14 protein-coding genes, 2 tRNA genes and 2 pseudogenes are annotated in these 13,216 nt (G+C 50.2%); 7 read left to right on the top strand and 11 right to left on the bottom strand.

Annotated elements, in window-relative coordinates:
* The 5 genes and pseudogenes from ACJHVI_RS09200 to ACJHVI_RS09180 form a co-directional block, all read right to left on the bottom strand.
* Window positions 1-192, bottom strand: a pseudogene (locus ACJHVI_RS09200) (IS1595 family transposase); the annotation flags it as partial.
* A 97-nt stretch (window positions 193-289) separates the two neighbouring features.
* A tRNA-Lys gene (locus tag ACJHVI_RS09195) sits at window positions 290-364 on the bottom strand.
* Window positions 365-387: 23 nt separating this feature from the next.
* Window positions 388-462, bottom strand: a tRNA-Lys gene (locus tag ACJHVI_RS09190).
* Between the two features lie 92 nt (window positions 463-554).
* Window positions 555-1,430: an NUDIX hydrolase gene (locus tag ACJHVI_RS09185; protein ID WP_483184436.1), complete on the bottom strand. Its 876-nt coding sequence runs from the start codon at window positions 1,428-1,430 to the stop codon at window positions 555-557.
* A gap of 2 nt (window positions 1,431-1,432) precedes the next feature.
* A complete protein-coding gene (locus ACJHVI_RS09180; RefSeq protein ID WP_483184435.1) occupies window positions 1,433-1,906 on the bottom strand; it encodes a flavin reductase family protein in 474 nt (157 codons plus the stop codon).
* 245 nt (window positions 1,907-2,151) lie between these two features.
* On the opposite strand from ACJHVI_RS09180, the gene ACJHVI_RS09175 reads away from it, so the two are divergent.
* Both ACJHVI_RS09175 and ACJHVI_RS09170 read left to right on the top strand, forming a co-directional pair.
* Window positions 2,152-3,534: a GntP family permease gene (locus ACJHVI_RS09175; protein ID WP_483184434.1), complete on the top strand. Its 1,383-nt coding sequence runs from the start codon at window positions 2,152-2,154 to the stop codon at window positions 3,532-3,534.
* Between the two features lie 12 nt (window positions 3,535-3,546).
* Window positions 3,547-4,701 (top strand): glycerate kinase, encoded by a 1,155-nt coding sequence (locus ACJHVI_RS09170; protein WP_483184433.1) that lies wholly within the window; start codon window positions 3,547-3,549, stop codon window positions 4,699-4,701.
* 90 nt (window positions 4,702-4,791) lie between these two features.
* On the opposite strand, the gene ACJHVI_RS09165 is transcribed toward ACJHVI_RS09170, so the two are convergent.
* Window positions 4,792-5,340 (bottom strand): copper chaperone PCu(A)C, encoded by a 549-nt coding sequence (locus tag ACJHVI_RS09165; RefSeq protein ID WP_483184432.1) that lies wholly within the window; start codon window positions 5,338-5,340, stop codon window positions 4,792-4,794.
* Window positions 5,337-5,819, bottom strand: coding sequence for a TlpA family protein disulfide reductase (locus tag ACJHVI_RS09160; protein ID WP_483184431.1), 483 nt, complete (start codon window positions 5,817-5,819; stop codon window positions 5,337-5,339). Before ACJHVI_RS09160 ends, ACJHVI_RS09165 begins: the two co-directional genes overlap by 4 nt.
* Window positions 5,820-5,955: 136 nt before the next feature.
* Here ACJHVI_RS09160 and ACJHVI_RS09155 point away from each other — a divergent pair, with 136 nt between their 5' ends.
* On the top strand, window positions 5,956-6,174 hold the full coding sequence (locus tag ACJHVI_RS09155) for a hypothetical protein (protein WP_483184430.1): 219 nt from the start codon (window positions 5,956-5,958) through the stop codon (window positions 6,172-6,174).
* 70 nt (window positions 6,175-6,244) lie between these two features.
* Here the strand turns inward: ACJHVI_RS09155 and dnaQ are convergent, their stop codons facing one another.
* Window positions 6,245-6,946, bottom strand: coding sequence for a DNA polymerase III subunit epsilon (gene dnaQ, locus ACJHVI_RS09150; protein WP_483184429.1), 702 nt, complete (start codon window positions 6,944-6,946; stop codon window positions 6,245-6,247).
* 9 nt (window positions 6,947-6,955) lie between these two features.
* A complete protein-coding gene (locus ACJHVI_RS09145; RefSeq protein ID WP_483184437.1) occupies window positions 6,956-8,134 on the bottom strand; it encodes a sugar transporter in 1,179 nt (392 codons plus the stop codon).
* A gap of 108 nt (window positions 8,135-8,242) precedes the next feature.
* On the opposite strand from ACJHVI_RS09145, the gene recD reads away from it, so the two are divergent.
* From recD to ACJHVI_RS09125, 4 genes and pseudogenes are all read left to right on the top strand, one after another.
* The gene (recD, locus tag ACJHVI_RS09140) at window positions 8,243-9,841 is read left to right on the top strand and encodes an exodeoxyribonuclease V subunit alpha (RefSeq protein ID WP_483184428.1); all 1,599 of its coding nucleotides are present in this window, start codon (window positions 8,243-8,245) and stop codon (window positions 9,839-9,841) included.
* Window positions 9,842-9,903: 62 nt separating this feature from the next.
* Window positions 9,904-10,221, top strand: coding sequence for an ArsR/SmtB family transcription factor (locus ACJHVI_RS09135; protein ID WP_483184427.1), 318 nt, complete (start codon window positions 9,904-9,906; stop codon window positions 10,219-10,221).
* Window positions 10,221-10,733, top strand: a pseudogene (locus tag ACJHVI_RS09130) (rhodanese family protein). Before ACJHVI_RS09135 ends, ACJHVI_RS09130 begins: the two are co-directional and overlap by 1 nt.
* A gap of 20 nt (window positions 10,734-10,753) precedes the next feature.
* On the top strand, window positions 10,754-10,945 hold the full coding sequence (locus tag ACJHVI_RS09125; RefSeq protein ID WP_483184426.1) for a YgaP family membrane protein: 192 nt from the start codon (window positions 10,754-10,756) through the stop codon (window positions 10,943-10,945).
* A 48-nt stretch (window positions 10,946-10,993) separates the two neighbouring features.
* Here the strand turns inward: ACJHVI_RS09125 and ACJHVI_RS09120 are convergent, their stop codons facing one another.
* Window positions 10,994-12,724 (bottom strand): DUF4153 domain-containing protein, encoded by a 1,731-nt coding sequence (locus ACJHVI_RS09120; protein ID WP_483184425.1) that lies wholly within the window; start codon window positions 12,722-12,724, stop codon window positions 10,994-10,996.
* Between the two features lie 95 nt (window positions 12,725-12,819).
* Window positions 12,820-13,216: IS1595 family transposase (locus ACJHVI_RS09115; RefSeq protein ID WP_483184424.1), on the bottom strand; the 397-nt coding region annotated here is incomplete at its 5' end.

The following is a 13,216-nucleotide window of genomic DNA, read 5'->3' as shown; positions in this document are numbered from 1 at the left end:
GCTTCCATAGAGTTGTTCCTTAAGTTCACTCTGATGGCGATAGATTTCCTGACGAAAGATGTTGTACCAATGATTGATGGTATTGCGATTAAAACCGGTCAGCAAAGCGGTTTTTGAGGCTTCAATATCGGCACAAAAGTGTCGAATAATTTTTTTGAGATGATATGTGCTTAATTTACTGTTGTATCTCATTTTTCTAGTCTAACAGAGTGATTCTGCTAGTCTAGAGCCTAAGATACTCAGATTGCTGAGGCAAATTTTTATGGCAAATTGCTAAAGAGATAAAAAATGGTGGGTCGTGAAGGATTCGAACCTTCGACCAATTGGTTAAAAGCCAACTGCTCTACCACTGAGCTAACGACCCCCTAAAAAAGGAGATAATAAAGATGGTGGGTCGTGAAGGATTCGAACCTTCGACCAATTGGTTAAAAGCCAACTGCTCTACCACTGAGCTAACGACCCATCAAAAATGGAAGCGCGAATTATAGCGGAATTTTTCAGCCTTGCAAGCCTTTGCGGCGAAAAATTCCGCAGAATTTTTTAGTTTTCGGTTTTTATACGGGAAAATTTTCCCCGAAATGGTCTTGTGCGCGCAGGAGGTGGCAGATGCTTTGATAATGCGCTTCGTTGGGCGTGATGAGCTGATGGCGAATGGCGCAATCGATGATTGTCAGCGCGGAATTGTATTTGATGGAATGATTGTCTTGGCGCAGCATGGCGATGATTTCAGCCATCGGGTAGCAGAAGAATTCCGCAACTTCACCGTCGCTGTTGCTGGGGATAAAATCCACGGGCAGCCATAGATCGTAGAAAAACATCATATCGGCGCGGATGCCGTTTGCCACTTCATGATAATAGCTGCCCATACCGACGGCGCGGGCTTGCGCGCTGAGGGCGGCGGGAATATTGGCTTCTTCGGCGCATTCTTTCTGCATATTGGCAAAGACGCTGATGCCGTAGGGCAGTCCGCCGGCAGCGATTTGATCCAATTTGTTCGGCGAGGTGGGTTTATCGGCGGCGCGTTTGCCCAGCCACATATAGATGCCGTCCGTTTTCTGCACCAGTCCGTTGACATGCACGCCATAGCCGCGTGCGCCGAAAAGCGGCATGGCGGCACGTTCGACTAAGGCTAGCGGGGGCTGTTGGTAATCGATGGCGATGGGATAAAGCTCGTCGCGCCAGCCTTGCAAAATGCCGTCTTTTTCCATTTGTCGGCAGATATCGGCAAGAAAAGCTGTGTTGGCGGCACAATCGCCTTGGCTTTGCCAATGCAATGCCTCACCTTGGGCGTGTAGATGAAAGCCGTAATCGGCAAGCAGGTTTTTCTGTGTACGGCGGATGAGCCCGACACGCTGTCCGGCGATATATAGGGCTTGATAATCCGCCGCGCACGCGTTATTGGCTGCGCGTAGGCAGTCGATGAGCGCCATGCTTAGACGCCGTCGCTGATGTTGCTGTTGTAATACAGCAGCGGTGCGCGTTCCGGATAGACGGCGCTTTCCTCGACCAAGCCGACGAAGATGTCATGATCGCCTTGTCGGATGATGTTTTGGATATTAATGAGCAAATTGGCTTGGGCTTGCTTGAGCATGGGTAGGGCAAGGGCATTGTTATGATGCAGATGGGCTTCTAAGTGATTGCGGTCGCCGCCGGCAAATTGGTAGGCGAGGGCGGTTTGTCCTGCGGCGAGAATATTCACGCAGACATGCTGCTGCTGACTGAGTTCCGGGTAAATATGCGCTTGATGATCTACACAAAATAAGACCAAAGGCGGATTGAGCGAGAGGGAGGAAAAGGCGCTGACGGTAATACCTTGGATAGGCGCGGCGGCGGTTTTCCATGTGATGACGGTAATGCCGCTGGCGAAGAGGCGCATAGCGGCTTTAAAGGCTTCATTATCAATCATGTGCTTGTCCTTAAGAAAAAAGAGGTATTTTAGCGGAATTCGGCGCAGGGAAAAAATTATCCTTTGTCTGTTATCCGTCGAGACGATTTTATGTTTGACTTGGTTTTTTATTTTAATAATATGAATTTAAATAATATTTTTACAATGGTTTTGTTTGGAAAATAGCATACAATGCTAGGGCGTTTGCACCGGCATGACAGGCTTGCGGCAAATGTTTTCAGCAAAAAATATATAGAGGAGTTTGTATGACAGGTATCGGATTGATTGTGTGTTTTGTCATCGCCATTGCTTTGATGATTTTTATGATTGCCAAATGGCGCGTGCATCCTTTTTTAGCCTTAATGGCGGTGTCGCTAGCTTTGGCTTTGGTGGCGAATCTGCCTTTGGCGAGCATTCCGGGCATTATCGGCGACGGTTTTAGTGCGATTTTCAAAAGCATCGGCATTGTGATTATTTTCGGGGCGATTATCGGCATGGTCTTGGAAAAAACAGGTGCCGCTTTGAAATTGGCCGATATGGTGGTGCGGCGTGTGGGCGAGAAGCGTCCCGAATTGGCGATGTTGCTGATGGGCTGGATTGTGGGTATTCCCGTTTTTTGCGACAGCGGTTTTGTGGTCTTAAATCCTATCCGCGAGGCGATTCGTAAAAAATTACTCGCGCATCCTGCGGCTTTGGCAGTGGCGCTGAGCGCCGGTTTATATGCCGCTCATGTGTTTATTCCGCCGACGCCCGGTCCGATTGCGGCAGCGGCTTCAGTCGGTTTGGAAGGCAATTTGCTGTTAGTAATCGGTGTGGGTATTTTGGTTTCTCTACCGGTCTTATTGGCCAGTTATCTGTTTGCCAAATATATTAGCAAGCAGATGCCGCTTGCAGAACAAGAGCAGGCAAGCGATGCCGAGGTGCAGCAAAGCTATGAAGATTTATTACGGCATTACGGGCGCTTGCCAAATGCCCTGCTTAGTCTTGCCCCGATTGTCTTGCCGATTTTCTTTATGGCTTTGGGGTCTGTGGTCAAAATTGCGGGCTTTAGCGGCGGATTTGCGCAATTGTGCTTATTTTTGGGCAGTCCGGTGATTGCTTTGGCTATCGGCGTATTGGCGGCGATAGCGCTGCTGGCGGATACGGGCAAAATGCCGCAATTTAATCAATTGACAAACGATACGTTGCAGATGGTCGGTCCAATTTTGCTGATTACGGCGGCAGGCGGCGTATTGGGCAATGTGATTACGCAAGCGGGTTTTGTGCAATATATCAAAGAAAATGCACAGAATTTAAGCAGCGTCGGCATTTTCTTCCCCTTCTTGATTTCCGCTATTTTGAAAACCGCCCAAGGCAGTTCGACGGTAGCCATTATTACTACCGCTTCCATCATGGGCATGTTCCATGCCGATGACTCGATGATGACCGCCTTAGGCTTAAACACGGCAATAGCAGCGGCATTGACCGTGATGGCGATTGCATCCGGCGCGATGTGCGTATCCCATGCCAATGACAGCTATTTCTGGGTCGTGACGAATTTTTCCAAACTCACGCCGCAGCAGGGTTATCGCACGCAAACCGCTCTAACTTTTATCATGGGTATCACAGGCATATTGAGCGTTTATGTCTTATCTTTGCTGCTGATTTAAGAGGAGAAAATCATGAAAATAGTGATAGCGCCCGATTCTTTTAAAGAAAGTTTGACCGCCTTGGCGGTTGCCGAGGCGATTACCGAAGGGTTTCAGCGTATTTTGCCGCAGGCGCAATATCGGCTGGTGCCGATGGCTGACGGCGGCGAAGGTTTGGTGCAGTCGATTGTCGATGCCACGCAGGGCGAGAAATTCAGCACGCAAGTCACCGCGCCTTTGGGCAATAAGATTTCCGCTTCTTGGGGTATGACGGGCGACGGACAAAGTGCCGTGATTGAAATGGCGGAAGCCTCCGGCTTGCATTTGGTGCCGACGGACAAACGCAATCCGCTGATAAGTACCAGTTACGGTACCGGCGAGCTGATTAGTGCCGCATTGGATAAGGGATTGCGCCGTATTATTTTAGGCATCGGCGGCAGCGCTACCAATGACGGCGGCGTGGGCATGTTGCAGGCTTTAGGAGCAAAATTTGTCGATAAGACGGGAAAATCCCTGCCCTTTGGCGGCGCGGCATTGGCTGATTTGGCGCAGATTGATATGAGCGGGCTGGAACCGCGCCTGCAGGAAACGGGGATTGAAGTGGCTTGCGATGTGGATAATCCTTTGTGCGGGGAACAGGGGGCTTCTGCGGTTTTCGGTACGCAAAAAGGGGCGACAAAGGCGGATATTCAAAGGCTTGATGCCGCCTTGCGCCATTTTGCCGAACAGGTACAAGCCCAACTGGGCATAGATATTCAAACGCCGAAAGGTGCCGGTGCGGCGGGCGGCATGGGCGGCGGTCTGATGTTATTGCCGCAGGCGCGATTGCGTTCAGGTGTGCAAATGGTGATTGAAGCGGTGGATTTGGCGGCGGCAATTGCAGATGCCGATGTGGTTGTCACAGGCGAAGGGCGTATGGACGGACAAAGCGTGCACGGCAAAACGCCTATCGGTGTGGCGAAACTGGCCAAATCCGTCGGTAAACCGGTCATTGCTATCGTTGGCAGTCTGCGCGAGGATTATCCTGCAGTATATGAAGCCGGTGTAGATGCGGTCTTTCCGATTATCCGCCAAATAGACAGCTTGGAAAATACCTTGCAAGCAGGGCGCGAGAATTTAATTTCTACTGCGGAAAATGTGGCGCGTTTATGGCAAATTGCAGGGAAAAATGCGCTTAGACCCGATTAAGATAGCCATGATAGGTTCTTGGCTTGTTTTAATCGCTGAATGAAGGGTATCTGAAAAAAAGCCGATATCCTGCGATATCGGCTGTAGATCTTAATGTTTGTGTGCGGCGGGAGCGGCTTTGTCGCCGTGCCCGTGTTTGTCGCCATGTCCATGATGACCGTGATGGGCATGCGCCTTATCTTCTTTGATTTCAAAAAGCGCCATGACTTCGGCGACACTCAGCACTTTTGCCTCGCATTCTAAGACTTCGCCATCATCTAGGCTGAGTTTTACCGTATGCATTGAGCCGATTGCGGGAAATTTGTCTTCGGCAATGTTCATGAGCATGAGATGGAAGCTGCCTTTTTTAAAGCGGTTCTCGCCTTCTTTTAAGGGATATTCCATGATTTGCTGCATTTGCATGACATTGTCTTTCATAATCATGTCGTGCATTTCGACGGTTTCCGTGATGCTGGGAATTTCCGCTTTGACGATTTTCTGCGCTTTGCCGCTGTGTTGCAGCAGGAAGCCGCCGCCGGTCATGTTTTTACCCGGAATGACTTCTTGGATATAGCATTCGCTGAGTTGGTTGCTGGCGGTGTCTGCGGCTTGAGCGGCAAAGGGTAGGGCTAATGCAAGGGCAAGAGCGAGTTTTTTCATGGATTTTCTCCTGTTTGACAAGTGATGAAATCGGTAATGCTGTCGGTTTCTTTTAAGATACCGTTTTTAGCGGCGATGACTTCGCCGTCGCGAATAATGGCGGTATAAGGAAGTCCTACCGCTTTGAATTGACCGAGTAATTCCGTATCTGCGCTGCTGTGCGGCTCGAGGTGCTGAATATTCAGGTCTTTAAATAGAGTGGCGGCGGCTTCTTCGCCGTCATTGAGATTAAGCGCAAATACACTTAATGATTCGGGTTTTTCTGCGAGATAAGCATCGAGTAGCGGCAGTTCTTCGCGACAGGGCGCGCACCACAATGCCCAGAGGTTGAATAAGACGTAGCCTTCGGGCATTTTGCTGTCGCTGATTTCTGCGGCAAAGGGCTCGACTGCGTTAAAACCTTTAGGTAGGGGACAGTCCTTGGCAAAGGTGGGCAGAGCGGCAGAGAGGGCAGCAATGAGAGCTAAACGTAAATGCATAATAATCTCCTTTTGCGGGGCTATGATAATCAAATTTGTTTGTTTTGAAAATATACAAAACTTTTTTAACGATTGCCTTGATATAGCTCATGCGGCAAAAGCGCGTATAATCGGTATTTTTAGACGGGGAAGTGTGATGAAGGCTTTGTTATTGTCAGGAATGACTATTTTGGGTTTGACAGCTTGTCAGCAGGCGCCGCAGGTACAAGGTAGGGCGGAATTTTCACCGGTGGGTCAGCCGCCGCGCATTTCGCAGGGCAATCATGTGGGGATTAGCAATGAGGTCGGCGAAACGCGGGTCTATGGCAGCATCGGCGTGGAAGCACAGCGTCAGGACGGATCTTGGTCGCAATAATCAGCTTATTGTTTTTACAGAAATGCTAAAAGATGGAAAGCCGCCGTTAATGGGCGGCTTTTTTGTGTGATTAACGGCGCAGGCTGTCTATAATAGCTTGATGTGCCGAGATTTCTTTTTCGCCAGCTTGGGCGGCGAGCCATGTAAATGTGCTGTCTGCTGCTTGAGTATGGCTGCGGTTTGCGCTTTGTTTTCTTTGCGGCGCTGCTGTTTCTTGCGGCGCGCCAAAGAGGGCGGATTGTCCGCCGGTGAGTTTGAGATAGACTTCGAGCAGCAGTTCGCTGTCGAGCAGGGCGCCGTGTTTTTCGCGTCCGCTGTTGTCGATGTTAAAGCGTTTGCACAGGGCATCGAGGTTGACGCGTTGTCCCGGAAATTCTTTTCTGGCGAGCACTAGGGTGTCGATAATATTGAATTTTTCTTCAATGCGGTAGCCGCGTCGGGCTAGGGTGAGTTCGCGGTTGAGGAATTGGCAGTCAAAACTAGCATTGTGGGCGATGAGGTCATCTGCGCCGTCTAAAAAGGCTTCGATTTCCTCCCATTTGTCCCCGATGAGCGGTTCTTTGGCAAGGCGTTTGTTGTCCAATCCGTGTACGGCGACGGCTTCAGGGTCAACTTCTTGTTCCGGATTGAAGTAGAGATGCAGGGTGTTGCCTGTGGGGCGGCGGTCGATGATTTCGATGCAGCCGAGTTCGATAATGCGGTGTCCTTCGGCTTTGTCGGCGCTGCTTTTGTTCATGCCGGTGGTTTCGGTATCAAAGATGATTTGGCGCATGGTCTTCCTTTAGCGGTAAAGATGGCGGCTGAGACGGTTCAGCCACAGGGTAAGGGCGAAGGCGGTAAGTACGAATACCGTACCGATGTAGCCGATGCTGTTCAGCCCTAAGCTGCTGGCGGCAATTTGGCTGCCGATGAGCGCGCCGCCGCCGATGCCGAGGTTGAAAATGCCCGAGTAGATGGCACTGGCGACATCAGTGCCATCGGGAGCGAGTTTTAAAACGCGGATTTGTAAGCAGAGTATAACGCCCATTTCGGCAATGCCCCAGATGAGCAGCAGGATAATCCACAGGGTTTTGCTGCCGAGAATGGGCGCGAAGAGCAGCATCATGGCGGCGCTGATAAAGAGGCAGAGCGGTAGATAATGCTGTTTGAGCGGCGGTTGGAAGCGGTTGAATACCAGACTGCCGATGATGCTGGCAATGCCGAACCAGAGCAAAATCAGGGTGGTATGACTGGGCGAGAAGCCGCCGATTTTCAGGGCGAAGGGTTCGATGTAGCTGTAGGCGGTGAAATGCCCGCTGACGAAAATCACGGTAACGGCAAACAGACAGAGCAGGGCGGGGCGGCGGATGAGGCTGCTTAAGCTGCTTAAATCGCCCGAGTTTTTGCTTGGCAGCTGTGGCAGTATGCGCCACAGGGCAATCATAATCAGGCTGGCAATGATAGCGATGATGGCAAAGGTCATGCGCCAGCCGAAGAATTGTCCGATGAGGCGTCCCAGCGGCAAGCCTAAGACGGTGGCAAGGGATACGCCCATGGCAAATAGCCCGATGGCTTGGGTTTTGCGGCTGCGCGGGGCGACGCGCATGACCAAAGCGGCGGTAATCGCCCAAAAGACGCTATGGGCAAAGGCGATGCCCATGCGCCCGATCATCAGCACGGGGAAATTCCAAGCAATCACGCAGATAATATGGCTGGTGATAAAAATCGCGAATAATATCAGCAGTAATTTGCGCCGCTCGATATGGGTGGTAAGCAGCATAAAGGGCAGGGAGCAGAGGGCGACAATCCAAGCATAGAGCGTAATCATGATGCCGGTCTGCTCGGCGCTCATGGCAAAACTTTTGCCGATATCGGTCAATAGGGCGACGGGGATAAATTCGGTGGTGTTAAAAATAAAGCCCGACATGGACAAAATGAAGACGCGCCACATGGCGATGCGGTTAATGGCTTGGAAGTTCATGGAGGTAATGGTAAATCGGCAAGTGCTAGTGATAAAGCGTGCTATGCTAACCTGCAATCACAGGCGCGTAAAGCAGCGCTGCTATTTTCTTTTGGAATAAGGGTTGAAATGAAAGCAGAAGCGGAAATAGACGGAGCAATGGCGGATTATTGGCTGCGCCGTTTTGGGAGTGAAGTGGAAAAGGCGGCGTTTACAGAGGCCTTTACGGCGGTGCAAAGCGCTTTGGCAGCAGGACATACCCTGCTGGAGTTGAGTGAATTGACAGAACCTGCCATCAATCATCCGCTCTTGATTGGCGATGTGCGGCAGGGGCAATATGCAGCACCTTTGCTAAGCGATGGCGAGTATTTGTGGCTTAACCGTATTTATCAGTCGGAACAGTCGCTTGCCAAGGATATTCAGGCGCGTTTGGCAGCAGTTCCTGCCCCTTTGGATGTGGACGAGGCGACGATTGCCGCCTATTGCCGACCTTTGAATCAGGAGCAGTATCAAGCGGTGCATCAGGCATTAAACCATTGTTTTACGATGATTAACGGCGGGCCGGGAACAGGCAAAACCTTTACGGTGGCGCAATTGGTGGCTTTATTGGCGACAGCAGGGCAGACGGAACGTCTGGCGCTTGCCGCGCCCACAGGCAAGGCGGCGAAACGTATGGAAGAAGCCTTGAACAAATCTTTGAAAGAAGCCGGTGCGGAAATTGAAATTGCCGCCGCGCAAACCCTGCACCGTCTGCTCGGCATTAACGGCGAAGGGCAGACCTATTATCATCGTGAGAATCCTTTGCCGCATCGTGTAATTATTATTGACGAAGCCTCGATGCTGTCGCTGGAATTGGCGGCGCAATTATTTGCGGCGGTGGCGGCGGACGCGCGTCTGATTTTATTAGGCGATGCCGATCAATTGGCGGCGGTGGAGGCGGGGGCTGTTTTGCAAGATTTATCCCGCCATCCGCGTTTGCGCGGCGCTTTGGTTACCTTACGGGAAAGCCGCCGTTTCGGCGCGCAATCCGGCATTGGGCAATTGGCGCGTCTGGTCTTGCAAGACGATGCCGCGGTGGAAAATCTGACGGCTTGTTTTGCCGATTATGACGATATTCATCATTATGAAGTGGAAAGCGGCATTTATCAGCAATTGGCACAGGGCTATGCCCCGTATTTTGCCGCCTTAAATGCAGGTACGGCAGCGGAAACCTTATTGAGCACATTTGATGAATACCGCATTTTGCTTGCCTCGCATCACGGCGTATTGGGTACGGCGGAAATCAACCGCCGCCTGCGTCATATCCATTTGCAACAGCTCAATCTTGCCTATCGCGGCGGACATTTTCACGGTTTACCGCTGATGATTACCGCCAATGACTATCGCAATGAAGTTTTTAACGGCGATATCGGACTATGTTTGGAAGACGAAAACGGACGCCTGCGCCTGCATTTGCCGCACAAGCAAGTGCTGATTGAACGCCTTAACCCTGCGCATTTGCAGGAAGCCTATGCGCTGACGATTCATAAATCGCAGGGTTCGGAATTTAAGCATGTGGCATTGGTATTGGCGGCAGGGCAGCAAGACAAATTATTAAGCCGCGAATTGCTTTATACGGGAATTACGCGCGCCAAAGAGCAATTATCTCTGTACGCTCAAGCTGCGACTTTGCGAACCGCCATCCATCAACCTACGCGGCGCAGCACGGGATTGGCGAGATTTTTATAAGTCGATGCAAAAATATAGTTGACATAAACATTAGAAAAGCCTAAATTAGAAACGGTGCAAGTATGACTGAATTAGAAAAGTTTTCTTTTGAGCAGCAGAGTGAACAAGCGGCGGAATTTCTCAAAACCTTGAGCAATGCGCACCGTTTGCAAGTCCTGTGCTTATTGGCGGAGATGGGTGAGATGAGCGTCGGGCAATTGCTAGAGCGCAGCACATTAAGCCAATCGGCTTTGTCGCAGCATTTGGCAAAATTGCGCGAAGAACATTTCATCCGTTATCGCCGCGAAGGGCAGACCTTGTATTACTCGCTTAGCGATGAACGCACGATTCGCATACTTGAAGTCTTACAAGCTATTTTTTGTTCTGAGGAAGGAAAATAATGCCAATCGTCTCTATCAATGCGCGGCAAGCGCAGGAAAAAATCCATCAAGGCGCGACGCTGATTGATGTGCGCAGTCAAGCGGAATATAGGATTCAGCAGATTGCAGGCACTCTATCTCTGCCTTTGGACACATTGAATACCGCGCAATTGCCCAAGCAAGGCAGCCTGATTTTTACCTGCTTAAGCGGTATGCGCACGCAAAGTCATGCCGATGCTTTGGTAGATTTGGCGGCAGAAGGGCAGGAAGTGTTCCTATTAGAGGGCGGTATTAATGCTTAGAAACAGGCGCAATTGCCGATAGTTAAAAAAAGCGGTTTTGCGTTGGATATTATGCGCCAAGTGCAAATTATTGCCGGCGCTTTGGTCTTGCTGGGCGTGATATTGAGCCTGACTGTCGCACCGGCATTCATGTATTTATCAGGAATGGTCGGTGCAGGGCTGCTGTTTGCAGGTCTGTCCGGCTACTGCGGCATGGCGCGTTTATTGGCGCGTATGCCCTGGAATCGTTAATTCTTATCTGGAGAATCCTTATGCCTTGTAATCTTGGAAAAATGGAACGTATTGCACGCGGCGTTTTAGGTTTGTTGCTGGTGGTTTTAGCGGCAACAGGTACGATTGGCTGGTGGGGCTATTTAGGGGCGATTTTTATCGCTACCGCCGCCATCAGCTTTTGCCCGATATGGCGCTTGCTAGGAATTTCTACCTGCAAGAAAAGCGATTGAAAATGCAATAAAAATGCCGCGCTACGCGGCGTTTTTATTGCGCCGGTCTTATCTTTCGAGAAGCGGCATTTCCAAGTGGATTTGCTCTTCGCCTTCGCCGATGAGAATGTTATGGTATTCGTAACGCGGCGGGCGGTAATCCAGCGGCGCTTGTGCAAATTGCGCAACGATAGCGGCGCTATTTGCCTCATCATAAAAATACAGATAGTTTTCTTCCAATCGCTCTTCTTCTGTCTCTGTGTTTGAGATGAGGCGGTAATGATAGAAGTATGAGTTGCTATTCTTTGGCAGTACCAGCCATTCGGGGGTGGCGGGGTTTTGGTCGGCATCGACTGCGCGGATGATAAATAGGGCGGCATCGGGATCTTCGCTGTTCAATACGCGCTGCAAGTATTTTTCGTCGCTGCGCCATAAATGATTGAGCAGGGATTCGCGCAGACTGTCGGGCAGCGGCATATCTGCCGGTATGCGGCGGAAATAGCGGTCGATGTCCGCCGGCAGACGCTGTTTCCAGAGTTCGTAATTCATGCTGTCTATTTCGATACCATGCTCGCCTTCTATATTATCAATTTGATAATGGACGACCAGTTTCTTCAATGCGGCTTCACCCGCTTCGCCGTATTGCTGGAAGAAATAGCGGTCTTCTCTCAATAATTGTTCGGCGTTTTTGCGTCCGTCTAAATAGCGCGCCGTTTGGCTCTCTAATGTCCATTGCGGCAGCGGCAGGAAGATAAAGATGGCCAAAGCGGCGGTCATGATGCCGAGCGTGTAGGTGCATAGGCGGTCGCTGATGGCTTTACCGCCGGATAAGGCTTTGATGCCGATACCGATAAAGCCGATAAAAAGCAGCAGGGCAAGGCATAGAATGCTTAAGCGGCTTTCCGTGATGCCTTGGCTGTGCAAACGCAGTCCGATGCCGTATAAGCTCATGGCAACCAGTATCAAACCGACGGCAGCTGTCAGCGTATTCAGCAGTATCTGCGGTTTTTTGGGATCATGCGCAATGACGGCGATTAACCATAAAAAGGCGGCGATGCTCAGACGCATGCCGCTGTTGATATTGATGTCGAGGCGCAGCAGGGAAATGGCGAGATAGATGCCGATAAATGCCAAGGCAATCCATTGGAAAATAAACAGATAGGGGAAGGGGTAGGGACGTGCTTGCACCGGAATCAGCAATAAGAAAGCGGGAATGCTGCCCAGCGTTAAGCCGATGATGGCAAAAATCGCTTCCGGACTCAAGGACAGACCGAGCAAATACAGCAATCCGAAACCCAGTCCCAATACAATCGCAAACAGCAGCGCAAATATCGTCAGCAAAAAGGCACTGCTGAAATAGCGGTTAAAGACAATCAGCAAATTGCTGTCGAGACTAAAAGCATTGCGTCGGCTGAGGCGGACAATGCCCAAATAAATCAGCAGCTGGCAGACGATGGAGTGGCAGAACATCAGCAGAAAGAGGTAAGTCTCCGACCGCCCTGTGCCGAAAAAAGCCTTCCAATGGGCTTTCTGCCACAGCATCAGGCAAAAAACGAGGGCAATAATGCCCATAATCAGCATCCATAGGCGCTTGCTTTGTTCGCTCTGCCATAATTGCGCCCAATTCAGTGCCAAAGCGACATAGGCATTGCAGAAAATAAACATCAAATTGCCGATCAGAGCGAATGCCGTTCCCCATTCGGATTTGTGAGTAAGCCAATACATACAAAGCAGATAAAGCGCCAGTATCGGCGCGAATAACAGGCTGATAAAGGGGATTTTTTGCCTTGCGAGGTTCATGGTTTCTCCTGAAAAATCGGCTTCAAAAAAGATATGTTGAAACTATATTAGCATATATTCTCATGGCTCTAGACTAGCAGAGTGATTGGTATAATTTATTGCAGAAGCGACCATAAATGTTTTTCCAAATCATCAATACTCTGCTTCCAGCGCCATTCGCATTCTTTCAAATGCCATTCGAAATTTTTGCTTACACCGTTAAATTTTGCAAGCCTTCTTTTGGTGAAACTCCAAAAACTTTCTATACCGTTGATGTGTCTGCTGCCATGAGCAAATTCGTTTTGTCCGTGATTAACTCGCAAATGCTTGCTATAACCCACATCAACCAATCCGCTATATCCACGCCAACTGTCAGAATAGATGACGCTGTCCAAGCTGACTTTACCCAGTATAATGTCTTGCAAGGTCTGCTTCTTACAATCAGGAACGATTTCCGTATAAACCCTGCCCTCACGTTCGAATATACCGAATACAGGCTGTTTCAACGTTCCT

It is taken from the genome of Suttonella sp. (assembly GCF_056855035.1).
Note: the sequence above shows the minus strand (reverse complement) of the source record. Positions and strands in the feature narration are given on the sequence as shown.

Coding starts and splice junctions, on each gene's coding strand:
- ACJHVI_RS09185 (WP_483184436.1), bottom strand. CDS start 1,430: ATGGCGCTCATCGACTGCCTACGCGCAGCCAATAACGCGTGCGCGGCG.
- ACJHVI_RS09180 (WP_483184435.1), bottom strand. CDS start 1,906: ATGATTGATAATGAAGCCTTTAAAGCCGCTATGCGCCTCTTCGCCAGC.
- ACJHVI_RS09175 (WP_483184434.1), top strand. CDS start 2,152: ATGACAGGTATCGGATTGATTGTGTGTTTTGTCATCGCCATTGCTTTG.
- ACJHVI_RS09170 (WP_483184433.1), top strand. CDS start 3,547: ATGAAAATAGTGATAGCGCCCGATTCTTTTAAAGAAAGTTTGACCGCC.
- ACJHVI_RS09165 (WP_483184432.1), bottom strand. CDS start 5,340: ATGAAAAAACTCGCTCTTGCCCTTGCATTAGCCCTACCCTTTGCCGCT.
- ACJHVI_RS09160 (WP_483184431.1), bottom strand. CDS start 5,819: ATGCATTTACGTTTAGCTCTCATTGCTGCCCTCTCTGCCGCTCTGCCC.
- ACJHVI_RS09155 (WP_483184430.1), top strand. CDS start 5,956: ATGAAGGCTTTGTTATTGTCAGGAATGACTATTTTGGGTTTGACAGCT.
- dnaQ (WP_483184429.1), bottom strand. CDS start 6,946: ATGCGCCAAATCATCTTTGATACCGAAACCACCGGCATGAACAAAAGC.
- ACJHVI_RS09145 (WP_483184437.1), bottom strand. CDS start 8,134: ATGAACTTCCAAGCCATTAACCGCATCGCCATGTGGCGCGTCTTCATT.
- recD (WP_483184428.1), top strand. CDS start 8,243: ATGAAAGCAGAAGCGGAAATAGACGGAGCAATGGCGGATTATTGGCTG.
- ACJHVI_RS09135 (WP_483184427.1), top strand. CDS start 9,904: ATGACTGAATTAGAAAAGTTTTCTTTTGAGCAGCAGAGTGAACAAGCG.
- ACJHVI_RS09125 (WP_483184426.1), top strand. CDS start 10,754: ATGCCTTGTAATCTTGGAAAAATGGAACGTATTGCACGCGGCGTTTTA.
- ACJHVI_RS09120 (WP_483184425.1), bottom strand. CDS start 12,724: ATGAACCTCGCAAGGCAAAAAATCCCCTTTATCAGCCTGTTATTCGCG.